This is a genomic window from Sporosarcina thermotolerans, assembly GCF_030067815.1.
In the GTDB taxonomy this organism is placed as follows: Bacteria; Bacillota; Bacilli; order Bacillales_A; family Planococcaceae; genus Sporosarcina; species Sporosarcina thermotolerans.
The window spans coordinates 3,117,926-3,141,135 of the sequence record NZ_CP125968.1; the positions used below are offsets into that span (position 1 = coordinate 3,117,926).

General features: G+C 39.8%; 20 protein-coding genes, 3 pseudogenes and 1 other annotated feature. Of the genes and pseudogenes, 9 read left to right on the forward strand and 14 right to left on the reverse strand.

Annotated elements, in window-relative coordinates; translation table 11 throughout:
• Positions 1 to 118 precede the first annotated feature (118 nt).
• Positions 119 to 766: an adaptor protein MecA gene (gene mecA, locus QNH10_RS17615; protein ID WP_283732600.1), complete on the reverse strand. Its 648-nt coding sequence runs from the start codon at positions 764 to 766 to the stop codon at positions 119 to 121.
• A gap of 566 nt (positions 767 to 1,332) precedes the next feature.
• Positions 1,333 to 1,731 carry a transcriptional regulator SpxA gene (gene spxA / locus QNH10_RS17620; protein WP_283732601.1) on the reverse strand — a complete coding sequence of 133 codons (399 nt, stop codon included), beginning with the start codon at positions 1,729 to 1,731 and terminating at the stop codon, positions 1,333 to 1,335.
• Positions 1,732 to 2,332: 601 nt separating this feature from the next.
• On the opposite strand from spxA, the gene QNH10_RS20825 reads away from it, so the two are divergent.
• The 5 genes from QNH10_RS20825 to QNH10_RS17635 all read left to right on the forward strand — a co-directional run bounded on the left by QNH10_RS20825 (position 2,333) and on the right by QNH10_RS17635 (position 6,250).
• On the forward strand, positions 2,333 to 2,620 hold the full coding sequence (locus QNH10_RS20825; protein ID WP_347177914.1) for a hypothetical protein: 288 nt from the start codon (positions 2,333 to 2,335) through the stop codon (positions 2,618 to 2,620).
• Between the two features lie 21 nt (positions 2,621 to 2,641).
• A complete protein-coding gene (locus QNH10_RS20830; RefSeq protein WP_347177915.1) occupies positions 2,642 to 3,067 on the forward strand; it encodes a hypothetical protein in 426 nt (141 codons plus the stop codon).
• Positions 3,068 to 3,223: 156 nt separating this feature from the next.
• Positions 3,224 to 3,667 carry a hypothetical protein gene (locus tag QNH10_RS20835; RefSeq protein ID WP_317940635.1) on the forward strand — a complete coding sequence of 148 codons (444 nt, stop codon included), beginning with the start codon at positions 3,224 to 3,226 and terminating at the stop codon, positions 3,665 to 3,667.
• Positions 3,664 to 5,811, forward strand: coding sequence for a site-specific integrase (locus QNH10_RS17630; RefSeq protein ID WP_283732602.1), 2,148 nt, complete (start codon positions 3,664 to 3,666; stop codon positions 5,809 to 5,811). Before QNH10_RS20835 ends, QNH10_RS17630 begins: the two co-directional genes overlap by 4 nt.
• A complete protein-coding gene (locus QNH10_RS17635) occupies positions 5,777 to 6,250 on the forward strand; it encodes a hypothetical protein (RefSeq protein WP_283732603.1) in 474 nt (157 codons plus the stop codon). Before QNH10_RS17630 ends, QNH10_RS17635 begins: the two co-directional genes overlap by 35 nt.
• Before the next feature lie 207 nt (positions 6,251 to 6,457).
• Here the strand turns inward: QNH10_RS17635 and QNH10_RS17640 are convergent, their stop codons facing one another.
• The 3 genes from QNH10_RS17640 to QNH10_RS17650 all read right to left on the reverse strand — a co-directional run bounded on the left by QNH10_RS17640 (position 6,458) and on the right by QNH10_RS17650 (position 10,075).
• Entirely contained in the window at positions 6,458 to 6,991 is a 534-nt protein-coding gene (locus QNH10_RS17640; RefSeq protein WP_283732604.1) for a DinB family protein, read from the reverse strand.
• Positions 6,992 to 7,116: 125 nt separating this feature from the next.
• Positions 7,117 to 8,136 (reverse strand): ribosome small subunit-dependent GTPase A, encoded by a 1,020-nt coding sequence (gene rsgA, locus QNH10_RS17645; protein WP_283732605.1) that lies wholly within the window; start codon positions 8,134 to 8,136, stop codon positions 7,117 to 7,119.
• Positions 8,137 to 8,869: 733 nt separating this feature from the next.
• The gene (locus QNH10_RS17650) at positions 8,870 to 10,075 is read right to left on the reverse strand and encodes a putative glycoside hydrolase (RefSeq protein ID WP_283732606.1); all 1,206 of its coding nucleotides are present in this window, start codon (positions 10,073 to 10,075) and stop codon (positions 8,870 to 8,872) included.
• Positions 10,076 to 10,252: 177 nt separating this feature from the next.
• Positions 10,253 to 10,483, forward strand: a binding site (T-box leader).
• 210 nt (positions 10,484 to 10,693) lie between these two features.
• Here QNH10_RS17650 and trpS point away from each other — a divergent pair.
• Entirely contained in the window at positions 10,694 to 11,680 is a 987-nt protein-coding gene (gene trpS, locus QNH10_RS17655; RefSeq protein ID WP_283732607.1) for a tryptophan--tRNA ligase, read from the forward strand.
• Here the strand turns inward: trpS and QNH10_RS21390 are convergent.
• The 3 genes from QNH10_RS21390 to QNH10_RS17665 form a co-directional block, all read right to left on the reverse strand.
• Positions 11,637 to 11,885 (reverse strand): YuzI family membrane protein, encoded by a 249-nt coding sequence (locus tag QNH10_RS21390; protein WP_488199563.1) that lies wholly within the window; start codon positions 11,883 to 11,885, stop codon positions 11,637 to 11,639. The genes trpS and QNH10_RS21390 overlap by 44 nt on opposite strands.
• A gap of 55 nt (positions 11,886 to 11,940) precedes the next feature.
• Positions 11,941 to 13,176, reverse strand: a complete 1,236-nt coding sequence (gene fabF / locus QNH10_RS17660; RefSeq protein WP_283732608.1) for a beta-ketoacyl-ACP synthase II — start codon at positions 13,174 to 13,176, stop codon at positions 11,941 to 11,943.
• 218 nt (positions 13,177 to 13,394) lie between these two features.
• Complete coding sequence (locus QNH10_RS17665) at positions 13,395 to 14,327, reverse strand: beta-ketoacyl-ACP synthase III (protein WP_283732609.1); 933 nt, start codon at positions 14,325 to 14,327, stop codon at positions 13,395 to 13,397.
• Between the two features lie 185 nt (positions 14,328 to 14,512).
• Here QNH10_RS17665 and QNH10_RS17670 point away from each other — a divergent pair, with 185 nt between their 5' ends.
• A complete protein-coding gene (locus QNH10_RS17670) occupies positions 14,513 to 14,698 on the forward strand; it encodes a YjzD family protein (RefSeq protein ID WP_283732610.1) in 186 nt (61 codons plus the stop codon).
• A 62-nt stretch (positions 14,699 to 14,760) separates the two neighbouring features.
• Here the strand turns inward: QNH10_RS17670 and QNH10_RS17675 are convergent.
• The 3 genes and pseudogenes from QNH10_RS17675 to QNH10_RS17685 form a co-directional block, all read right to left on the reverse strand.
• Positions 14,761 to 16,895, reverse strand: a pseudogene (locus QNH10_RS17675) (ATP-dependent Clp protease ATP-binding subunit).
• A 198-nt stretch (positions 16,896 to 17,093) separates the two neighbouring features.
• Positions 17,094 to 17,402, reverse strand: coding sequence for a metal-sulfur cluster assembly factor (locus QNH10_RS17680; RefSeq protein WP_283734681.1), 309 nt, complete (start codon positions 17,400 to 17,402; stop codon positions 17,094 to 17,096).
• Between the two features lie 60 nt (positions 17,403 to 17,462).
• The gene (locus tag QNH10_RS17685; protein ID WP_347177916.1) at positions 17,463 to 18,209 is read right to left on the reverse strand and encodes a prolyl oligopeptidase family serine peptidase; all 747 of its coding nucleotides are present in this window, start codon (positions 18,207 to 18,209) and stop codon (positions 17,463 to 17,465) included.
• 174 nt (positions 18,210 to 18,383) lie between these two features.
• Here QNH10_RS17685 and QNH10_RS17690 point away from each other — a divergent pair.
• Positions 18,384 to 19,200: pseudogene (locus QNH10_RS17690) on the forward strand (Cof-type HAD-IIB family hydrolase).
• Positions 19,201 to 19,221: 21 nt separating this feature from the next.
• Positions 19,222 to 20,071: pseudogene (locus QNH10_RS17695) on the forward strand (DegV family protein).
• Positions 20,072 to 20,143: 72 nt separating this feature from the next.
• On the opposite strand, the gene QNH10_RS17700 reads toward QNH10_RS17695, so the two are convergent.
• The 3 genes from QNH10_RS17700 to QNH10_RS17710 all read right to left on the reverse strand — a co-directional run bounded on the left by QNH10_RS17700 (position 20,144) and on the right by QNH10_RS17710 (position 23,144).
• Positions 20,144 to 21,595 carry an alpha-amylase family glycosyl hydrolase gene (locus QNH10_RS17700; RefSeq protein ID WP_283732611.1) on the reverse strand — a complete coding sequence of 484 codons (1,452 nt, stop codon included), beginning with the start codon at positions 21,593 to 21,595 and terminating at the stop codon, positions 20,144 to 20,146.
• Between the two features lie 203 nt (positions 21,596 to 21,798).
• On the reverse strand, positions 21,799 to 22,173 hold the full coding sequence (locus QNH10_RS17705; protein ID WP_283732612.1) for a YisL family protein: 375 nt from the start codon (positions 22,171 to 22,173) through the stop codon (positions 21,799 to 21,801).
• Positions 22,174 to 22,244: 71 nt separating this feature from the next.
• The gene (locus tag QNH10_RS17710; protein ID WP_283732613.1) at positions 22,245 to 23,144 is read right to left on the reverse strand and encodes a fumarylacetoacetate hydrolase family protein; all 900 of its coding nucleotides are present in this window, start codon (positions 23,142 to 23,144) and stop codon (positions 22,245 to 22,247) included.
• Between the last annotated feature and the right edge of the window lie 66 nt (positions 23,145 to 23,210).

Genomic DNA, 23,210 nt, shown 5'->3' on the forward strand with positions numbered 1-23,210 from the left:
TTCAGAGTAATTGTAGGAATCTTCATTTACAATTGCAACTATTATGAGTTTATATATCTAACAATAAGAAAAAAAGCTGCTTCCCCTATATTTACCAATGGGGAGCAGCTGATTATTTTTATTCGCCAAAATATTTATCAACAGTCTTCAAAACATCTGATTCCATTATAACTTTTCCATACTCTTCCAAACGATGGATGGTTACTTGGGATAATGAACCGTATTCCGAAACGATACTACAATAATCCAATTTAGCATCGTCATCCATTTCAGATTCATCATAGATCACATGCATGTAGAATTTATTTTCGAATGAATAGAGAGATGATTGAACTGCATAAGCGGGAATTTTCTTAGCTAACGGAATGAGATTTTCGAAATCATCAAACACGAACATATCGGAAGTCCATACTACCGGCTCATCGTTTAATTCATTCATGAGCTGTTCAGGGTTTGTGAATAAACTGGGATCAGGGTCAAAGTGCTTATCAGACTCATCCACACCAAAATCAATTTCGTTATTTTCCATTTGTGCACGTGTCACTGTAACTTCGATTCCATTATTCATCGCATGGACTTGAATCCACAATGGACCTTCAACTTCAAATTCGGTCTCATCATTGATTTCATCCATCATCTCCCAGAAGAGCTCTTCACTTTTATCTCGATTATACCAGACTTCTTCACGAGTAAAGCCACGTTCTTCTATGTCTATATACGATAAATAAAACTTTACTGTATTATCATTGATACGTTCTATTTCCATCCCTTTTCTCTCCCTTCCTTACAAATAGGTATATGCCTATTTTTTTATTTTCGCGATTAACCTGCAATGCTTATACTTACTATATGAGCGTCTACGAAGTTTTGAAAGGGTTACCGCTCAAGACTTCTATTGATAATAGCATTGTAGGGAACATCAGCACATATTGCAATAGACAAAAGCGTAGGGCGCCTTCTTAGTCCCGACAGTTTGGGAAAAGAAGACGTGCTCGTAACGCTGCGCTATTACTCGCAAAAGCCGTTCTTCGTAACGGCTTTCGCTGGGAGACATGCCACAACAAAGGCGCTTTTTGCCTTTTTGGCATGTCTGAAGCGACTCGAGGGACTGGCGCCCGTAGCTGGATGAGACAAAAGCGTAGGGCGCCTTCTTAGAGGCGACAGGCATAAGGCGAAGCTGCGAAGTGGCGTTTTTTGCCACATAGCAGATTTGACTTATGACCCGAGCCTCTGGCGCCCGTAGCTGGATGCTAAACCCTGAAGGGAAATTAAAAAGCCGATAGGATTTGGCGAATGCCCGTTATCTCCCTATCAGCTTTACTATGTCTTAAATTAGTTAACCATGCGCCGCGCTTCAAGCAGCTGATAGGCCCTTACTTTACGAGGTAGGAAACGTCTGATTTCATCTTCATTATACCCTACCTGAAGCCTTTTTTCATCAAGAATGATTGGTCTTCTTAAGAGGCCTGGATGTTCCTGTATTAATTCGTATAAGCGTTGAAGTGGAAGGCTTTCCACATCTACATTAAGTTTTTGGAAGATTTTTGATCGGGTTGAAATAATTTCATCTGTCCCGTCTTCTGTCATTCGGAGAATTTGTTTGATTTCACCAATATTCAATGGCTCCGAGAAAATATTACGTTCCGTATACGGTATTTCATGCTCTTCCAGCCACGCCTTAGCTTTTCTACATGATGTGCAACTAGGTGAGGTAAATAATGTAACTCCCATTCGCTGACACTTCCTTTCAGTCGGCTTGCTTGTTTTATTTAAATTAGAATGATTTTAAAGTAATTTGCTATCTTCTATTATACACATATTCATTCTCAATGAATACACTTTTTCAAAAAAAAGTAATACAGATTGTTTCTTTGTCACAGTTCCGCAATAATGTAAGGGTTACAGCTCCTTTGGATTTGTACTTTCACACTTCTATACTGTTATACCCGATAGCATAAAAGTTTAAACATCATTCACATAAAAAAATCCATTTCTCATTTAGGAATGCTTGATTGAAAAACAAATTCCTTTACTAATAGTACGAACTCACCCCAAAAAGGTTTCAAAATCCAGGCATTTTTTCAAACAAAAACGTAGAGGTACCCTGTAATATTAAAGACAAGTAATTGTACATGATGACTTATCTCGTCGTGGCTTGTTTATAATGTTACACACATTATAAAAATGCACATTACTAAAAGTAAATTTTAGTAATGTGCATTTTTATTTTGGCTAACATTTCCTCATAGTTTTATTAAAAAGTTAAACATTTTACACTTACGAAGAAAAGTATTAGATTAGAACTAACGTTCCTTATTGGAGGGGTTAATAATTGTATTGGTATGAGTATTGTCCGAAACATGTTGAAAGTAAATATCAACTGTTAGTATTTAAAGATAACAAGCCCTTTCTACCTTTGACAGATTATTACCAAGATTGTTTAGGGAGAATTGATAAGAGTTCTGCAACATCTTATTTAAAGTGCTTATTACCCTTTTTTAAGTGGATAGAGGAAAAAAGTAACTATCAGGGAAATCGAGTGCAATGGAATGAATCGGAAGGAAAGATACGCGTAGCTGTTGAGGATTATTTACAGCATGAAATGAGCTGTAAAGTTTGAGATAAAGATTCATTTCGTTTTGTGAATTTAACAAATAAAAGCCCTACTACCATTAGTCGTTTTTTATCGGCACTAAAGTCATTTTATAAGTCTATGGTTCGCTTAAACTACTATCCACATCATAACCCTTTAATTGATGGGCAAGCTATTCTACATAGCTATAAAGAAGAAGTAAGAGGTGTTCGAGAAGATAAACCTAGAATGCCCTCAGTTGCAGGAACAGAAGATCCTGTCACTCACCGAAGATTAACAGATTCCTATTTTAAAATCATCAATGAAGAATGGCAACCTCAAATTATTGATGATATGAATTTACCTTATCAAGTTTATCAAGCAGGGAAAAAGGTAAATTGGTCGCAACGTGAAATGATTATAGCTCGTATGTTATTCGAAACAGGAGCAAGGGCATCGGAAATTATTGAACTCACCATTGGAGATTATCGTTAGCGTAGAAGTCACCAAGAGGTTAGTACGTTTAACAAAGGGAGTCATGGTAGGAAGATCAAGTTCTTACGCTTTAGTAAAGATACTGTCAAGCGATTGTTTCACTATATAGACACCGAGAGAAAATCCTATGATGAAAATCATTTAGGATTTGAACAATTGCCTGACGATGCACCAATCTTTTTATCTGCAAATGGAAAAGCATTTACTTATCATGCTTGGTATTATCATTGGAATCGAGCAATGAAAGTTAATGAATTAAGTTTAAACCCGCATAAAGCAAGACATTGGTTTGTTACTTCTCGCCTAAGAGAAATTTATAATATATCCAAAAGTGAAGCTGAAATTCAACAGCGTAAAAATGAATTAATTAAATATATGAAATGGAAAAATCCCGATACCATGAATATATATGAACATCATTTTGACGAAGCAAAACATCGAGAAGCCCATGAAAACATGCTGGTACAAATGGCACAAAGAGAGGAAGATTACACTAAGCAGTATAAATCTTCTGGAAAATCAAAGTTGGCAGTCATTGAAACAACCAAGATTGAACTAGTCGATGAAGATTTACAAGAGTTATTAGAAGGGTTGGAATGAATTTGCCTGACGCAACACAACAAAGACCAGCAACGGTATGGTATGATAAATGGCTTGGAAAAATGGATACAAAGCTAATGTGCCTGAAAAATGGTCGAAGTGAGTTTTTAATCGACAAAGTAGATGAACGGATTCTTAAATACATTAATAATAATTGCTTAAATTTTGATTGGAAGAATCACCTTTTATTGATTATATTAATCGAAACAGCTCAAAATAAAGATGCCGGAACTATTAAAGTAATCATCGGGACCTTAAGCACACGTCTTAAAGATATTTTCAATCATTTTAACATTACTAGATTTTTAGACTTCGATCCGAATGTTCATTTATATGGATATTTAAAAGGTGAGATTTTTCCTAACGATTCCAACAACAAAAGAAGAAGATTATTGGGAAATTATAGTGGAGCCGAGTGCACTACAAAAAAATGGGTTCATAACAACTTATCTTTTGAAGAACAAGATTATTATAAACAGTTCCTACTGCAACCTATTCCGTTTGATTCATGCGATTTTTCATTTCAAAGGTTAGCAATAGAACAAGCTCAAACTATTCGTAAAGATGAAACAGATGCTATTGTTCCAATGCTTCCAACGATACGTGCAGAAGCAAATTTACGATGGAATCAGATGAAAAGACTACGTGATGCCTTTCATCAACAAATACAGGAGGTAGAAACTAAATCGTTATCACTACCAATTGAATTTTTTTATGATGAACCCGAACGCATCGGAGAAAGATTTCATTTTCGTTTATGGGATAAACCATCCTTTGTATTGCATCACCAAACACAATTTTCAGAAGCTATAATAAAACAAGCAACACAGAAGAAAGTAACTTATTCTGACGAGAAAAATGCTTATTTCCTTGAGTTTATTCGTACGGAATCAATAGAGGACAATTCAGAAGGAGAAGGTCTTTGGTTTAATGAATTGATTGGATTTAATGTTCTCGGAAATTGGAATAAAAATAGACCAATTGAAGAACATGAGCGTATTTTAAAGTTTTTATCTTTATGGGGCTACGAACAAAAATATGAGCAAAAGCCCAAACCATTTTTTTCTCAACATAAAGGTATTTTAACACCGACAACTTTTGTTACTTTGCACAAAGACAAAGCACAAGGTTTATTAATTGATGTTGAGCCATTTTACGCTGCTTGTACATTTGGTTTATTAGCTATCGACATTCTAACAACCACTGGTGCAAGAATTAATGAATTACTTCAAATTAATAATACGAAAGAATGTATCCTTATAAAAAAAGTTAAAGAGAAGTTGCATTTCTCATTTAAAGCTATCCCTAAAGGACGAGATTCTTTAGAAGAGTTTTATATAAGCAAGCAGACTATGGAGCATCTTCAAACCGTAGCAAGGCTGTTAAAAGAGCATTATGCTGTCAAGAAAATTCCGAGTAATTTATATAGATATGAGAGAAAGCATCTTTTCACTAAGCCTTTGCCCTATTATTTTCAATACGAAGGTAAGGCAATGAAAGTGGATTCTATATACAGTTCCATTCGATTCCTCCTTCATGGATTGATTTTGGAAACACAAAGCGGTAAGCCTGTAACAATCAAGACGCATCTTTTACGTCATGCTTTTGCAACAGAAGCAGTCCAGCGACAAAACGTGAATGTTGATATTGTCGCCAAGCTGTTACATCAAAGGGATTTGAATGTAACGGCTTATTACTCCGCACCAACCCCATCACAAATATCTGAATCAATAAGTGAATTACATGATGTCATTTCAAGCTATGTCGATATTGATGATGCGTATTTAAGAAGCCCCAAAGAGTTGCAACAGCAATTTGATGGACACGCTGAAAAAGTTGGGGTATACAACAAAGTATTAGGTGGTACTTGCGTGACCGATTTCGTGTGTCCAACTAAAATGCAATGTCTAGGTTGTAAAGCAAAAGTACCTGAACCAGACCAAGAGGATGAACTTTTAGAAGTTATTCAATTATCAAAGGATATGGAGAAACGCTTCAAGCAAATGGGGTTAGAGGTTGAAGTTCGTAAAGCAAAAGAAATGGCGAAGCAAGCTAAGATCGAACTAAAAGAGATTGACTTGATAAAACAATATAGAGAGGAACGTCATTATGAACCAACCACCAAGCTCAATCCATTCAGATAAGCGGAAATGGCTTGATAAAGTGCATCAGCAACGTAAAGACCGTTCACTTACTATTGGTATTCAAACGATTGATTTTCTCGTAGAACAAGGGATTCCCGTAACCTATCACAACATTAGTGAGCATTCAAAAGCATTTGATGAAAAAGGAAAAGGCATCCATCAAAATACGATTAAACGCAATGAGGAACTACATTCTTATTATCAAAAGCATAGCAGAACGTATAAAGTAAAAAATACGCGTAAAAAACCTGTAATGCCCTCTACATTTGACGAAGCATCTTTAAGAAGGAATTCGTCTGAACGTGATGTAAACATCGCCAAAAAGAGGTATATGCAGCTTTCGAAAGAGGACTTGGTGAATAGATTAATAGCGGTTGAAAAATACGTTGCAGAAAACCAAGAGCGATGGGTAACTAATCAATTTAAGCAGTTCAAATAGATAATTAATAAGATACAAAAAATAGCCTTGTTAAACTACTTTTAACAAGGCTATTTTAGAAACTAGATGACAACATTTTGTTGTTTTAAAATCATAGATACCCGTGAGTTCACTTTCTGCTCATATCAATAAAATTATAGGCACAAACCATTGCTTTTGCAATATTCTTTGGCAAAAGAACGATTATGTGCGCTACTGAAACCTGAATTATTTCGCTGAGAGATTTATTATTTTCTTAATTAATCTTATTTGACCTCGGTGATTTAATTCATCCTCAAATACATGGAACCATTTGAAATAGTTATTCGTAGGTTTTCCTCCCCAAAATGGAGTTTGTTCGAACAACCATGAATCCTGCAATGTTCGGAATTCCTCAATTGTCTTTTTTCTTGTTTGTTCCAATTGCTCCAAGTAGAATTCAATCGAATTCCCTTTAATTTGTTCTTGTGCTGCCTTTCCGAGATCCATTGCCGGATTCAGCATTTGTATATCCTCTTCCGTAAATTCACGTTTCTCAAATGTATCGATTTGATATGCTTTTTCAAGTGACGCCATATGAGCGATCAGCATGCCGATGGAATTTGCTTTTTCGTTAATTAAAAAATCTAATTGCTCGACTGATAAATTCATTATTTCCGCTAATGTTGTCTCTCTTGTATAATTCATCATAGATATTAGCTTGCTGAATTCCAAACTTAAACCCTCTTTTTTATCGATTAAAAATAACCTTTGATTTCCCATTTTATCTTCCTTCTATGAATGTTGCGGTTTTGGTATTTCCCGCAATTATTCTAATTATTTTTTATAACTAATGATTTAACCATTGAACATTTTGAAGAGAAGCTTACTAACTTTACTCGCCTTGATTAATTTTTCGAGTAAAACTTTTTTTGCTTTTTCAATTGCTTCATATTCTCATATTTCAGTTGACCTCTTAACTTTTTTTCATAAAGAGAGTATCTTGATAGTTGTTCTGTAGATAATTCTCCATCCTCAACAGCACGAATAACAGCACATCCTGATTCATGATTGTGAGTACAATCGTTAAACTTGCAATACTTAGCGAGATCTTGAATTTCTGCGAATAGAATGTTCCCATCAACCTCATTAGTTGTACTAATCGTTTTAAACCCAGGACTGTCAATTAAAAGTGAATCAGTTTCTTCTAAATACAACATCTTAGTTACCGTTGTTGTATGCTTACCTTTCCCATCAGTTCTGACTGAATTTGTATCTTCACTGCGATTATTTGTAAGATAGTTTATTAATGTAGATTTTCCTACTCCTGATGCCCCGATAAACATCGCTGTTTTCCCGCTATATAAAGTATCTTTAACCAGTTGTATCGATTCTCCTTGATGCATACTGACTGATGTTATTTTTACTTTTGGGTAATTTGAATGAATCGTCTCAATGATTTCTTTTGTCTCTTCAATGTAATCTGCTTTTGATATTAAAATATTCAATTCTAGTTTCTCTTGATTAAATGTCATCAGATAACGTTCTAATTTTGATAAAGTAAATCGTTGGTCAGCAGCTATTAAAATATAGAGTTGATCAACGTTTGTCGCAAGAATCTGTTCATATGATTTTACATGGTAGCTCTTAGCAGCATGACTGGAAGCTTTAGAAATAACATTTTTTCGTTGTAGTAGCTCTTCCAAATAATAATCATCATCTTGCCAATTAAACATAACAAAGTCACCGACATAAAAATCCTTATCTGTAAGTTTATGTGCAACTTTGACTCGAGGTATTATTTTATCGATTGTAGCAATTGTATATAAATGATTATTTTTTTGAATGACACGAGCAATGTCGCTATGTGAATTTATAGGGTTTTCATTTACATACTTCTTAATTCCAAAGTTTTTTTGTTCAAACATAGAACTTCCCTCTCTATAACTTAATTTTTTGATCTTGCCTTCTTTAAAGTCCAACAATTGATAATGAATAAAGTGTTTTGATAAAAATTATTCCACCATAATTAATCCATTTGGTCACCTCCATTTTTGAAGTAACCAAGGGAATCAAATATTTGTTAGCATAGCTGTATAAAATAACAAAAAGCCACAGGGTTATATAAAATAACCCTGTGGCTTAAGTGTTAATTCAAAATAGAAATGCTTCTAACAAGTCGCACATCATGATGTGATGGTAAACCATTTTTCAATATAAATCCGAATGAGTGAGACGCAAAAATTCAATTCCCAAGGTTAACTTCATTAAGTTTATGAATTGCATAATCTCACTCCCTTTCCATACATTAAGAAAATAATACCACATTAACAATCAGAATTCAACAACTTTTTAATCATCTTACTAGATTGTCCTTTAGTTCAAATACAATTCCGCAATATGGCCCGTTTCTTGAAGAGCTATCTATATCATAGTACCACATTTACCCATTTAGTAGGCATCAAAAAAGTGCTACATACTAGATGTTTCTACTACATGTTATGGCCCGATACGACATAAAAGAGATCGTCAATGACAATCTCCTGTTGTTCAATTAATATAGCTCATATAATGTTGCACATTCTATGAAGGATGCTGATGTATCAAGAGGAACATGTTATCTCTTGACTTTTAATAAAAACTTACCCCCTACGTTTTTGTTTACGGCGTATAATCTACGCCTTCTGTATATGAATTACCGGCATTCCATAGTAGGAATTCGTTAATACCGTTCTCATTCAAGGCTTTAATCTGTGCCTCGACCTCATTTTTACCATAACGAAGATAATTCCCTGCACCTAACCAAGGTGCACTGAAATCTTGAAGCCAAGGACGAGAAATAGGTGGATTCTCAAGTTCCCCTAATTTAGCATTTTCAACCTTCGCATATTCAGTCACAAGGCGATATGGTTCAAGGTCGGGTTTCGAAATTCCGAAATAGGAGGTCCAGTGGCTTGGGTAAATCATAGACGAAATGACATCCACATTCTCGGAAATCTTAGAAAAGTTTTGTCCGATACCTGGTGCTTCCGGCAATGTTGCAGAGTAGCCGAAAATATCTACCGATACATCAACGTCGTACGGCTTTAACTTTTCACGTGCATAGGCAACAAAATCCGTAACTGCCTCAACCCTTCGTTGCACAGTGTCAAGCTCCGAATCCTCGTAGTCTTCCATCGTATATCCAAGTATATCAGCTCTATTTTCAAAGCCTTCCGGGAAACGAACATAGTCAAACTGGATCTCTTGGAACCCCATCTTCGCAGCTTCTATCGCAATTTCAACGTTATGATCCCAGACTTCTTTCATAAACGGATTGACAAATGATTCTTTCCTTCCGTTCTTCCATACCTGATCCCCATCCATGAAGGATAGATCCGGTCGTTGTTCTGCGAGGACACTATCTTTGAACACAACAATTCTTGCAATTGGGTACACCCCCTCCGCTTCAAGCGTCTTGAGCATATTTTGAGGGTCCTTAATATACGGTTTTCCAATTCCGAGATCAAACAACGGGGAAACTTCCTGAGGCTTATATGTCAAATTCCCGAAATCGTCTTTGATGTCAATAACCATTGCATTCAAATCCGTTGAACCAATCAGATTCAACAATCTTTCGAATCGGGCTCCCCCGGCAGAATGTCCAGTGACGTAAATTCCTCTAACCGCATCCGGGTATTCAAAGACTAACCCGGAATCAAAACGGTATAATTTTGAGCTCGCTACAATCGCTTCATCCATTTCTTCAAATCCATATGTACGTTCCGCAAAGTCAATATCTTTTATAGTTTCATCGGCATAGACAATCGTTGGAATCGCAACTGCAGCCGCAAGCATTAGCGAACTCAAAAACTTCATTTTCTTCATAGGGCACATCCTCTCTTTCATTTATTCTACCAAAGCAAAAATCTATTGAATAGAGCAAGTCTCCTATTCCCGTAATTAATTGTCGAAAAACCTCAGTTCCTCTGTTTTTTTGTCTATTCAAGTTTTCCCTATTGCATTCTGTACAAAGTCGTACTATACTTTTGACACTAATACTTTTAAAAAGCAAAGACGGAAAGAGTACTCTTGTATCGACTTATCAGAGAGCCTGTGGCTGGTGTAAACAGGCAAGACGTACAAGAAGAATTGGATTCCTGAGCTTGATTGGCGAATGAGGGTTTGCTTTGTCTCCCAGTAGTCAATCACGTCTCCCGCGTTATGGGATTTGAGTGGCCTTTTACGGGCTAATTCGGGTGGTACCACGGTTGATCAACATCAGTCGTCCCTTTTTAGGGATGACTGGTGTTTTTTTGTTTTATATTATTATTTATTTTCATTAGGTATTGGTATTTATTTGACTGGAGCGAAAGGCGGCGACTCCTGGGGGATTAGCGGGACAGGTGAGACCCCGCAGTGTCGCGTAGCGACCGAGGAGGCTCACCGCCCGCCCCCCGGAAAGCGTCCGTCTGTAGCGGAAGTCTATTTTAAGGAGGAGTAAGAATGAAAACTATTTTTTCAGGTGTGCAGCCGACAGGTACAGTAACATTAGGGAACTATATCGGGGCTATTAAACAATTTACAGAACTTCAAAACGACTTCGACTGCAGGTTCTGTATCGTAGACCAACATGCCATCACTGTACAACAAGATCCAGACGAACTATCAAAAACAATCCGCTCGCTTGCAGCCATCTACATAGCCAGTGGAATTGACCCGGAAAAATCCACACTATTCATCCAATCAGAAGTACCCGCACATGCCCAAGCTGGATGGATGATGCAATGTATTTCGTATATTGGTGAACTCGAACGAATGACTCAATTCAAAGATAAGTCTGAAGGAAAAGAAGGTGTATCCGCAGCATTACTAACATATCCCCCATTAATGGCGGCGGATATCCTTATCTATAATACGCATGTCGTCCCTGTCGGTGAAGACCAAAAGCAACACGTTGAATTAACACGCGACCTGGCAGAACGTTTCAACAAAAGGTACGGTAATGTCCTAACGATACCAGAAATCCGCATACCTAAAGTCGGTGCTCGCATTAAATCACTTCAAGACCCTTTGAAGAAAATGAGCAAATCCGACCCAAATAAAAAGGGAACAGTTGCGATTTTGGATACACCGAAAGAAATTGAGAAGAAAGTTAAAAGTGCGGTAACGGATTCTGACGGAATTGTTAAATTCGACGAAACAAATAAACCTGGTGTCTCGAATCTACTAACAATCGAATCCGCATTAAGCGGCATTTTAATTCCTGATCTTGAAGTAAAATATGAAGGTCTCGGATACGGCGCTTTTAAGGCAGGAGTTGCGGAAGCAATTATCGGACATCTGACACCTATTCAAGAACGCTATGCGGATCTTTTAAATTCCTCCGAGCTGGATGTACATTTAGACAGAGGTGCTGAAAAAGCGAATAAAATCGCAACCGCCACACTTAAGAAGATGGAGTCCGCGATGGGAATTGGAAGAAGACGGTAAGCAGAAGTAAAACGGACGCTATTACAAATAGGGTGAAATCAAAGGTCCGGATAATGAATAAAAATATCTGCGTCCAACTATAGCCAAGTGAAATATAATTAAAATAAAAAATCATATGTGATACGGAAACTACTATAAGTCCGTAGCTGAGAAGGAAGAGGAATATACGTGTCATGAACATCGCCCTTTTGCTTTTTCTTATCATATGAAAATAAGCTCCCCATTTAGAAGATGACCTCTAAATAGGGAGCTTTTCTTATTTATATTTTCTTAAACACAAGTGAAGCGTTATGTCCGCCGAAGCCTAATGAGTTGCTCATCGCATAATTGATGTCCGCTTTACGGGCAGTATTCGGAACATAGTCAAGATCACATTCAGGGTCTGTGCTCACATAATTCATTGTTGGAGGCAGGATCCCTTCTTGTAATGCTTTCACTGTGAAGATTGCTTCCAATCCACCAGCCGCGCCTAACAAGTGACCTGTCATCGATTTAGTTGAGCTTATCGCAAGCTTATAAGCATGCTCACCGAATACAGTTTTCGCTGCCATCGTTTCGAATAGATCGTTATATGGCGTGCTTGTACCGTGTGCATTAATATAGTCGATTTTATCCGGGCTGATTTCTGCTTCGTCGAGTGCCTGTACCATCGCACGCGCGCCGCCTTCGCCTTCCGGTGCAGGAGCTGTAATATGGTGCGCGTCTCCAGTTGAGCCGTACCCAACGATTTCCGCGTAGATTTTCGCTCCGCGTTTCACCGCATGTTCATATTCTTCCAAGATTAGGATTCCTGCTCCTTCGCCAATGACGAAGCCATCCCGTTCTTTATCGAACGGACGAGATGCGGATGCAGGGTCCGGGTTCAATGACAATGCAGTGTTTGAACAGAAGCCAGCAACAGCCATAGTTGTAATTGGTGCTTCTGCGCCTCCTGTGATCATTACATCTGCGTCGCCGCGTTTAATGACTTCAAATGCGTCTCCAATAGAGTTCGTACCTGATGCACATGCTGTAACTGTACATGAGTTAATGCCCTTCGCTCCGAAGTGGATGGATACTTGACCAGAAGCCATGTCCGGGATCATCATCGGTACGAAGAATGGACTTACTCGGCGATATCCTTTTTCAAGGAATGTTTTGAATTGCTGTTCATGGGTTTCCATGCCACCGATTCCAGATCCAATCCAGACTCCTGTACGTAGAGCGGTCTCTTCGTCTAATTCGAGGTTTGCATCTTTCATTGCCATGATGGACGCTGCCATTGCATAATGTGTAAATCTGTCCATTTTCCGGGCGTCTTTTCTAGGGATATATTCTTCAATATCAAAATCTTTTACTTCCGCTGCAACCTTAACAGGGAATTGATCACTGTCTAATCTTGTTAGCAGGCCGATTCCCGACTTTCCATTCAATACCGCTTCCCACGATTCTTCCGCGGAATTTCCTACTGGAGAAACAGCACCTATTCCAGTAACAACGACACGACGTTTTTCCATTCCTGAAAACTCCCTTTCATCATTACAAGTAATTTAAATCGGATTTACGCTACAGGCGGACGCTTTCCGCGGGCGTCGCTTCAGCCTCCTCACTTCGCTACGCTTCGTTGCGGGGTCTTCTGCTGACGCTTTTCCCGCAGGAGTCGCCGCCTTTCGCTACAATCCTATAGTTTGCAATCAATAACAATATTCTTTATCAAGTATATAGTAATCCGTGATTATTTTCCCCATTTAATACATAAAGCGCCCCATGTGAGGCCTCCGCCGAAACCTACCAATACAACGATGTCGTCATCTTTGACTCTGCCTTCCTGTAAATCATCAACTAATGAAATCGGAATAGAGGCAGCTGAGGTGTTTCCGTATTTATGGACGGATTTGGACATCTTTTCTACTGGCAATCCAAGACGTTCACGTGAAGATTCCATGATTCGGATATTTGCTTGGTGAGGTACCAAATAATCCACGTCTTCAGTAGTCAAACCTGCTTTTTCCGTAACATTGACAGCAGATTCGCCCATTTGCCTTACCGCAAACTTGAATACTTCACGTCCATTCATCCGAATGTATCTGTCTTGGTATAAATGCTTGCCACCTGTACCGTCTGCTCCTAATTCGAACGAAAGAATTCCTCGACCTTCGCTCACTTTACTGACGATTGCAGCTCCTGCACCGTCTCCGAAAAGTACTGCAGTGTTACGATCTTCCCAATCTGTTACCTTCGATAATTTCTCAACACCGACGACTAAGACATGCTTATACGTATCAGCTTCAACAAAATGCTTCGCCATAACAACTCCGTACATGAAACCTGCACATGCAGCGGAAACATCCATGGCTGCTGCATTTTTTGCACCTAACCGCTCTTGAAGCATCGTAGCGACAGAAGGGAAAGGACGATCAGGAGTTACTGTAGCAACAATGATCATACCAATCTCTTCCGCATTGATACCTGCATTTTTTATAGCATCCAATGCAGCTTCATATGCCATGTCGGATGTATCTGTATTTTCGTCCGCAATGCGTCTTTCTTCAATGCCGGTGCGTGTGCGGATCCATTCATCAGAAGTATCTATACGAGCTTCAAGATCCTTATTTGTCACTACTTTTGATGGGACAAACTTTCCTATACCAATCAACCCTGCATTCATAGCACATACCCCGTTCCTTATCATCTATTATTAGTACCTGGTATTAATTATAAGATAACTGAGCTCACTTTTCAATATCTGGACACGATTTCGCCAAAGAATGTGAAATCTAAAAATTATTTTGTTTGATGATTGTGCCTGCTATGGTATGATGAATGGTGAAATAGTTTATTGAGGTGATTTCGATGAAATATATTATGACTTTTTTCTGGTCCTTTCTTTTAGTGTCGATGTTGAACTATGTTGCTGGTTCAATCGCTGGAATCGCATCGTTTGACTTCATGACCGGTATTATCGCATCAGTGGTCCTATCAGTTATTATTCTTCTTATGACAACAGCTATTCCTGAAGGGGAAGTAGCGGATCATTGATTCAACAAAAAAGCCACGCCATCGATTCAAATCGGTGACGCGGCTTTTTTAATTCTATAAATTCACTTCTTCTCAACCAATAGTTTCCCATCATCCATTGATAACACTAATCTCTCCCCATCTTTCAGCTCACCTTTAATGATCTCCTTGGCGACTACTGTTTCAACATGGCGTTGGATAAACCGTTTCAACGGTCTTGCCCCGAAGTCCGCGTCTGTCCCTTCCTTTACAATCCAATCAAGGACATCATCGTTATATTCCAAGCCAACTTCCTGCTCATCCAACCGTTTGACGAGATTCTCTAACATTTTTTTCGCTATCAAACGGAATGAGTCCCCTGATAAAGAATGGAAGATGATAATATCGTCCATCCGATTCAACAGCTCAGGTTTAAAGTGGCGGCGCAATTCAGCCATAACTAAGTCTTCCGCCGCATGATCTTCCGAATCGAATTTTCCCCCCAACAAGAAGGCTGAACCAATATTAGATGTCATGATTACAACTGTATTCGTAAAATTAACGAGTCTTCCCTGGCTATCGGTAATACGGCCATCATCCAGGACTTGAAGCAAAATATTCGATACATCAGGATGCGCCTTCTCGATTTCATCAAGCAGTACGACTGAATACGGGTTCCGGCGCACCGCTTCCGTCAACTGGCCTCCCTCTTCATAGCCTATATAACCAGGAGGTGCACCGACGAGTCGGGATACACTGTGTTTCTCCATATACTCAGACATGTCGATTCGGATAAAATGATCTTCTGAATCGAAAATGCACGCAGCGAGAGTCTTCGCCAGTTCTGTCTTTCCGACTCCAGTCGGTCCAAGAAATAGAAATGATCCTATTGGTTTATCCGGATCCTTAATGCCTGCCCTCGCACGCCAAACAGCTTCTGTGACAAGCTGAACAGCATTATCTTGTCCGATAACCCGTTTTTCCAACGTTTCACCAAGACGTAGCAATTTCTCCCTTTCACCTTCAACAAGTTTCGTAACCGGAATTCCTGTCCAGCGGGCAACGATCATCGCGATTTCATCTTCCGTCACTTCTTCGCGAAGCAAACGATTTTCAGAACTGTTGGCTAACGGTCCTTCCATTGCCTGCAGTTCTTTTTCCAATTCAGGAATCTTGCCGTACTGCAACTCTGCAGCTTTATTCAAATCGAAGCGGTTCTGCGCATCTTCCAACTCTCGGCGATATCTGTCCAGCTCCTCGCGTTTCGATTGGATTTCGCGCAGTGTTTCCTTTTCTTTATTCCATTGCTGACGCATATCGGATGACGAATCCTTTAATTCCTGTAACTCCGTACGTAATGCTTCCAAGCGGGTTTGGCTGATTGCATCCTTCTCTTTCCGCAATGCCTGTTCCTCAATTTCAAGCTGCATAATCCGACGTGTGACCGAATCGAGCTCCTGAGGCATCGAGTCAATTTCCGTCCGAATCATGGCGCTCGCCTCATCAATGAGGTCGATTGCCTTGTCCGGCATGAAACGTTCTGTTAAATAACGATCCGACAATGTAGCTGCAGCGACTATTGCACGGTCATGGATACGAACACCATGGTGTAGCTCAAATCTTTCTTTCAAACCGCGTAAAATCGAAATTGTATCTTCCACCGACGGTTCACGCACGAGCACCTGTTGGAAACGGCGTTCGAGTGCGGGATCCTTTTCTATATACATTCGGTACTCGTCAAGTGTCGTCGCTCCGATGCAATACAACTCACCGCGTGCAAGCATCGGTTTCAACATATTCCCCGCATCCATCGCACCTTCAGTTTTCCGGCGCCTACAATCGTATGGATTTCGTCGATGAAAAGAATAATTTCCCCATCACTATCCTTCACCTGCTTCAAGACACCCTTTAAACGCTCTTCGAACTCGCCACGGTATTTGGCACCTGCGATGAGGGAGCTCATATCCAATTCAAAAATTTGCCGATCTTTCAATCCCTCAGGCACATCGCCTTTGACGATTCGTTGAGCAAGGCCTTCGACAATTGCCGTCTTCCCTACTCCGGGCTCCCCAATAAGGACAGGATTGTTTTTTGTTTTCCTAGATAAAATTCGGATGACATTTCGGATTTCTTCGTCACGTCCAATAACGGGATCCATCTTTCCGTTCTTCACATCTTCAACAAGATTTCGACCAAATTGCTCAAGTGGTGTACGTTGATCTTCTTGCATGCCGCCCATTCTCATATACATTCACCTCATTAGTTTGACTTTGACTATCTTTGATTAATTAAATTATAAGCTGATTTTTCATATAAGTAAAGTGTATTGCACTTCCTCATTTCTATCCGTACCTTTCTCAAAACACATGAAACAAGCGCTATTCCCATAAAAAAAAGACTGCATGACAAATAGTCAAACAGCCTTGATTTTCTTCTATTATCGTACGCCTAACGCCATTTTTGCGTAGCGGGACATATTATCACGGGACCATGGTGGATTCCAGACGATGTTAACGTCAACGTCCTTCACTTCTGGCAGTTCCATAAGTTCCTGCTTGATATTCGAAACTATCTGAGGTCCCATTGGACAACCCATTGATGTCAATGTCATTGTGACCTTTGCAGTACCTTCATCCACCATTTCAGCATCGTAGACGAGTCCTAAATTGACAATATCAATACCTAACTCTGGATCGATTACGTTTTCGAGAGCGCCCATTAGGCTGCCCTTCATATCATCATTCATTGTAAATTCCCCTTTCCGTATTTGTTCTTCTTTCATCATATCAAAGATGGACCTATTCATTCAAATAACTCGCGAACCAATCCGTAGCGCGCAACATGCCCGTTCTTGAAACGGCATGTCCTGCTGTTGGGTCGGAGATGAATTCAAAACGCTCAGGCGTCTCTTTATAATCTTTTTTGCTGCATTGAAGAAGTTAAATGTGGGTTCGAATGGAACCGTTGTATCTTGTTCACCATGCCAAAAGAATACCGGTCGCTTATTAAGTTTCTGCCTATGTTTCGTCATATCAAATATAGCCAATGTTTCAAGCAGGGATTTTCTTTCCTCATCAGATATCGGTAATTTAAAACCTCTATTTTCAAATTGGGCAATTTGAGCTTTTGCTAGTTCTACGTATCCAGGCGCCCCCATCATGACTGTAGCCGCGTCAATCCAAGGATAGGCAGTCATGCATCCGAGTGTCGTAATGCCACCCATCGAGGTCCCACCCATTCCAATTTTATGAACACCTTTTTCAATCAATTCCCTATGGAGAATACCCATTTCTTCAATTGATGTGAGAACGATTTCCCAGAACCGCAAGCTTAGCTGAACTTCATCCAGACCTTCATCACGAACGCCATGAAGATGGGCTTCCGGTAATATGACACGTAACCCCTTCTTCGCGATATTGTATGCATAATGAAGGTTGTGCTCCTTGGCACTCGTGAACCCATGTAGGAAAATGACTGCTGGAATGTTGCTATCTTCCAATGTTTCGTCCACAATATGCAGTAATGGTATATTGCTCCAGTTCTTCTTTGACAAGCATTCAAACACCTTCTGTACTTTTCCTTAAATCGTATCAAAGTTTTCGTAGAAAAACAAAAGGTACGGTTACGTGATGGAATTTTTTGACTCACCACCTCTATGAACGATAAACTGAAAATAGGGTATAAGACAAGATAGATAACGAATTCTTTAAAAAAGGGGGGCGGAACGATGGAACCGCATTTAATCGTCCTTGACCTTGACGGGACATTGCTAACAGATGAAAAAATCATATCGAAAAAACAGCAAATACATTGAAACAAGCAGAGGAACAAGGCCACCAAATAATGATTGCAACGGGTCGTCCATATCGCGCAAGTGCAATGTACTACCGCGAACTTGGATTAAAGACGCCAATAGTCAATTTCAACGGTGCATTCGTTCACCATCCAACCGACCGCTCTTGGAAAACAATCCATGAAACGATTTCACTTCCTGTCGTAAAAGATGTAGTCGATGCGATGCAGGATTTCCGACTTCATAATATTGTGGCCGAAGTGATGGATGATGTGTACTTGCAGTATCATGACACAAAACTTTTGGATATATTCAATTTTGGAAATCCAGTCATCAAGGAAGGCGATATCAGAACAATGTTAGAGGTCGATCCTACAAGTTTGCTTATCCAGGCTGAATCTGATTCTGTCGACCCGATACGAAGACATCTCGCCGAAGTGCATGCCGAAGTGATAGACCATAGGAACTGGGGAGCACCGTGGATGTCATTGAAATCGTCCGTCATGGGTTGAATAAAGCAGTCGGTATCTCACATGTTTCCAAGTGGCTCGGTATTCCTCGCGAGCGAATTATCGCTTTCGGAGATGAAGACAATGATTTGGAAATGATTGATTACGCTGGAGTCGGGGTTGCAATGGGCAATGGTATTGACCGACTAAAATCTATTGCGGATGAAGTGACGCTTTCAAATAACGAAGACGGTATCGCAGAAGTATTGAAAGAACGACTGTTTTTACAGAATAAAATATAAAAAGAATGTGAGGGGTCCCTAATGAGAATTTTTGCGGATAGCGGTTCAGATTTACCAAAATCATTTTTTGATGAAAATGATGTAACATTGATCCCATTAAGTGTTTTGATCGATGACAAGGAATATGATGATGTCATTGAAATCGACTCAAAGAGGTTTTCGATGCAATCCGTAATGGTAAGCATCCGAAAACATCACAAGCATCTCCAGAGTCACTACTTTCCTTTTGGAAGGAGCTTGCGGAATCTGACGAAGAAGGCTTATATATCGCTTTTTCCTCGGAACTTTCGGGTACGTACAACACTGCCGTCATGATGAGAGACCAAGTAAAGGAAGGAAATCCGAACTTTAATTTAGTCATTATTGACTCTCGTTGCGCTTCACTTGGACACGGCTTATTAGTGAAGGAGGCAGTCCGTTTACGTGATTCGGGTGATGATGTCCGGACAATCGAGCGGAAAATCCGTAGTATGGCTGCCCATATGGAGCATCTTTTCACTGTTGAAGATCTTGATTATTTGGCAAAAGGCGGTCGAGTTTCCAAGGCGAGTGCATTCATCGGAGGTTTATTGAACATCAAACCTTTACTGCATGTCGAAAATGGTAAGCTTGTACCAATCGAGAAACACCGTGGCCGTAAAAAGTGTTCCGCCGAATTTTAGATTTAATGGAAGAGCGCGGAAGCGAATTGTCTGAACAAACAATTGCAATTAGTCACGGGGATGATGAGGCTACAGCAAATGAAGTGAAGACGATGATCGAAGAGAAGTTCAAACCGAAAAATGTGGAAGTCCATATGATTGGTTCCGTTATAGGATCACATGCCGGCCCTGGAACAATCGCAATTTTCTTTTTGAATAAATTAAATTAATGACTTACTAATAAAATGCCTTTTCAAACACGGTTTTGTCCGTGTCATGAAAAGGCATTTTGTAATAAATGATTAAGCTTTTTTACTTTCTACTTTTCTTCGTTCTCGTCCTTTTTTTATCATAATGAACAGGAATCCAAGGAAAATTACATAGACAAGAATCGATGCGATTAAGTAAGGAGTATTGAATCCTTTATCATCATCAGCGATATACACTTCCGCGATTTCCCTATCTAAAACGACTCGGAAAACACCATCATCCGATTCACGGATCAGATCGCCGTCTAAGAGGCCGCGTAACTTTTTATTTTCGCCAATCTTTTCAATCGGAATTTCCACGTTGGCAGTCTTCGATGTATTGTTAACAGCAATGAGCCATGTCTCGTCTTCGGAAGAACGTTTGTAAACGATGAATCCATCTTTGTTGTGAAGCAATTCAAATTCACCATTACGAAGTGTATCCGATTTATTACGCAACAGATTCAGATTGCCGATCAATTCCTTGAACTCCATATCTGTCTTGAAATTGAATAACGGATGGCTTTCAGGAGCTTCTTTTCCGTTCACCGCGATTTCAGTCCCATACGTCATAAGCGGAACGCCAGGAAGCGTGAAGAGTGCCGTTGCTGCCACTTTCCATCGGGTCGGCGGGAACATCCTCAATTCAACCATATCATACGTGAGACGTGGTCCTGTTAGATCATCGAATTGAATCAATCTAGTTTCGTCATTGTCTTTGAAAGTTTCCATATTCGATGAATCCGGATCTATCGTCATGAATGTTTCACGAAGGATATCCATCTTCGTGCCACTTGGAGTAGAATCGAAATTCGCAGCGCTTTCCTCATTCGTCAAAACATATGAACCTTCCTGAGCACCGTGGATAGCGTTAATCATTTCATTCAAATAAGCATCGTCAAATCCGTCCAATTGCGTAAGACGAATACCATCCAAATCATATGTTATTACAAAATCAACTACTGCCCTGATCAAATCCTCACGAACTTTTGGATCAGAAGTATTCCAATCGACTGTACCATCCGCGGAATGCGTGAATTTATACGTACGATCTTTGGTCCACTCATGATCTGCACCCACTTTGCCTAACGGAAAATCCGCAATCACTTTCATCTTCTGTTTATGGACTTCCTCAACCAAATCCTTAAGCTCGTCATCTGTTCCAAAATGCGGATCCAATTCGGAGTAAGACAACGCTTTTTTTCCATCATAGGACTCGGACTTAAATACCGGCCCGATGGAAATCATCGTGAAGCCCATTTCAATAATATGCTGCAATCGGGCATGGATTCCAACAAAATCCCCACCATGGAATGCATAGTCATCATGAATATCAGCATCCAAATCATTCTTGCGATCACCGTTATTATAGCGATCCACCAATAAATCATATATGCTTTCATCAGCAATGCTTGTATCTACTTTGGCTGAAGCATTTGCCGGTAAAACTGTTGAGATGAACAGTAAAAAACATGCAACAAAGCCAGTAAAACGTTTTCTTTTCACAAAAAAAGCCTCCCTACCCGAGCTATCTGTAGCCATTTTATCAAAACAGAACGCTCCCCGCCATGTAATGAAATAAAAAATGAATTGCCACTGGTAAAATGAGTCTAATTTGTGAATGGGAGGCGTGTTTTTGCAAGGACACCTTCACAAAAATAAAACCTCCGGCATCATTTGCCGGAGGCCCAAACCTTTTCATATCATGATTAAAAGAATTCAAAGCCCATCGGCAATTTGAAGCCGAAGAACATTGTCACGAAAAAGAAAACGAAGAACAAAATCCAGAACATTGTTACAGGCTTTCCTTTTGTAGAACGAACCAATACCATTTCCATCATCCCGATTGTCACTAAACCAAGAAGGAATTTGATACCGTATTCAGCACCTCTGCCATAATCCATACCTTTGATGAAAAGCGCAACGCCTGAAATAAGGATCAGCACATAGAATAGGCGTGCGATCATATGCGTAATTTTCTTGCCTTTCGTCCCGTTAGCCATTACAGCTGCGACGAGAAAAACGATTATACCAACGACCCATGTGAAAATATGAAAATGGGTTGTATCCGACAAAAATCCCAAACTGTTCACCTCATCTATTATAATTCCTATTTATCCTATCATAGAAGGGCTTGCCAATATAGAAAAATGGTTTACACGAAACGATTAACAAGCGTACCGATATTCTCGATGGAAATCTTCACTGTATCTCCCGCCTTCAGGTATTTCGGTGGGTTCATTCCCTTTCCGACCCCTGCAGGTGTTCCGGTCAGAATGACATCGCCTATCTCCAGCGTGACAAATTTCGAGATTTCAGAGATCAACTCATCTATTTTGAAAATCATATCAGCTGTATTTCCATTTTGGCGTAATTCACCATTCACCTTTGTTGCAATCGAAAGCTGATGCGGATTCGGAATTTCATCCTTCGTCACGATATACGGACCCATTGGACAAGTACCATCCAAGCTTTTCCCAAGGAAGAACTGTTTATGGCCATATTGTATATCCCGTGCAGTCACGTCGTTTGCAATTGTATAGCCGAAAACGTGGTCATAGGCAAGTTGTTTCGGAATTTTACTCCCTTTCTTACCAATCACAATAGCCAATTCGCCTTCATAGTCCATGTTCTCCGTGAGGTCTGCGTGAATTGGAAGGTCCTGTTCGTCAGCAGCAATCGAAGTCGGTGATTTTGTGAAGATCATCAATTTTTCAGGTGGTGTGTCCGCGCCCATTTCCGCTGCATGTTCGGCGTAGTTTCTGCCGACGCACAGTACATTCTTTGGCGTCCGTGGAATTGGAGAAAGCCATTCGATATCCGTAAAAGCATGTTTGAATTGTTCCGGATTTTCACTATTCCGAGCCTGTTCGGCAAGTTTCCTCACCTTTTCAACAAACTCCAAACCTCCTGCGATTCCCTCGATGATTGTTGAAGGGAAATCCTTTTCACCGAATGTCTCGGCAATTGATTTCACATCCCAGACCGCTTCCTCTTTTTTCACTTTCGGACCGAATAATGTTTTGCCTTCAAACCGGAACGATAAAAGTTTCATGTACAAGCCCATCCTTCCTCATAATTTGGATAACACTTCATTTAATCAATCATATAAGCACCTACG

What these genes read in the sequence shown, in the direction of transcription:
- mecA (WP_283732600.1), bottom strand. Translation starts at nt 766, where the DNA reads ATGGAAATAGAACGTATCAATGATAATACAGTAAAGTTTTATTTATCG.
- spxA (WP_283732601.1), bottom strand. Translation starts at nt 1,731, where the DNA reads ATGGGAGTTACATTATTTACCTCACCTAGTTGCACATCATGTAGAAAA.
- QNH10_RS17630 (WP_283732602.1), top strand. Translation starts at nt 3,664, where the DNA reads ATGAATTTGCCTGACGCAACACAACAAAGACCAGCAACGGTATGGTAT.
- QNH10_RS17635 (WP_283732603.1), top strand. Translation starts at nt 5,777, where the DNA reads ATGAACCAACCACCAAGCTCAATCCATTCAGATAAGCGGAAATGGCTT.
- QNH10_RS17640 (WP_283732604.1), bottom strand. Translation starts at nt 6,991, where the DNA reads ATGGGAAATCAAAGGTTATTTTTAATCGATAAAAAAGAGGGTTTAAGT.
- rsgA (WP_283732605.1), bottom strand. Translation starts at nt 8,136, where the DNA reads ATGTTTGAACAAAAAAACTTTGGAATTAAGAAGTATGTAAATGAAAAC.
- QNH10_RS17650 (WP_283732606.1), bottom strand. Translation starts at nt 10,075, where the DNA reads ATGAAGAAAATGAAGTTTTTGAGTTCGCTAATGCTTGCGGCTGCAGTT.
- trpS (WP_283732607.1), top strand. Translation starts at nt 10,694, where the DNA reads ATGAAAACTATTTTTTCAGGTGTGCAGCCGACAGGTACAGTAACATTA.
- QNH10_RS21390 (WP_488199563.1), bottom strand. Translation starts at nt 11,885, where the DNA reads ATGATAAGAAAAAGCAAAAGGGCGATGTTCATGACACGTATATTCCTC.
- fabF (WP_283732608.1), bottom strand. Translation starts at nt 13,176, where the DNA reads ATGGAAAAACGTCGTGTCGTTGTTACTGGAATAGGTGCTGTTTCTCCA.
- QNH10_RS17665 (WP_283732609.1), bottom strand. Translation starts at nt 14,327, where the DNA reads ATGAATGCAGGGTTGATTGGTATAGGAAAGTTTGTCCCATCAAAAGTA.
- QNH10_RS17670 (WP_283732610.1), top strand. Translation starts at nt 14,513, where the DNA reads ATGAAATATATTATGACTTTTTTCTGGTCCTTTCTTTTAGTGTCGATG.
- QNH10_RS17680 (WP_283734681.1), bottom strand. Translation starts at nt 17,402, where the DNA reads ATGAATGATGATATGAAGGGCAGCCTAATGGGCGCTCTCGAAAACGTA.
- QNH10_RS17710 (WP_283732613.1), bottom strand. Translation starts at nt 23,144, where the DNA reads ATGAAACTTTTATCGTTCCGGTTTGAAGGCAAAACATTATTCGGTCCG.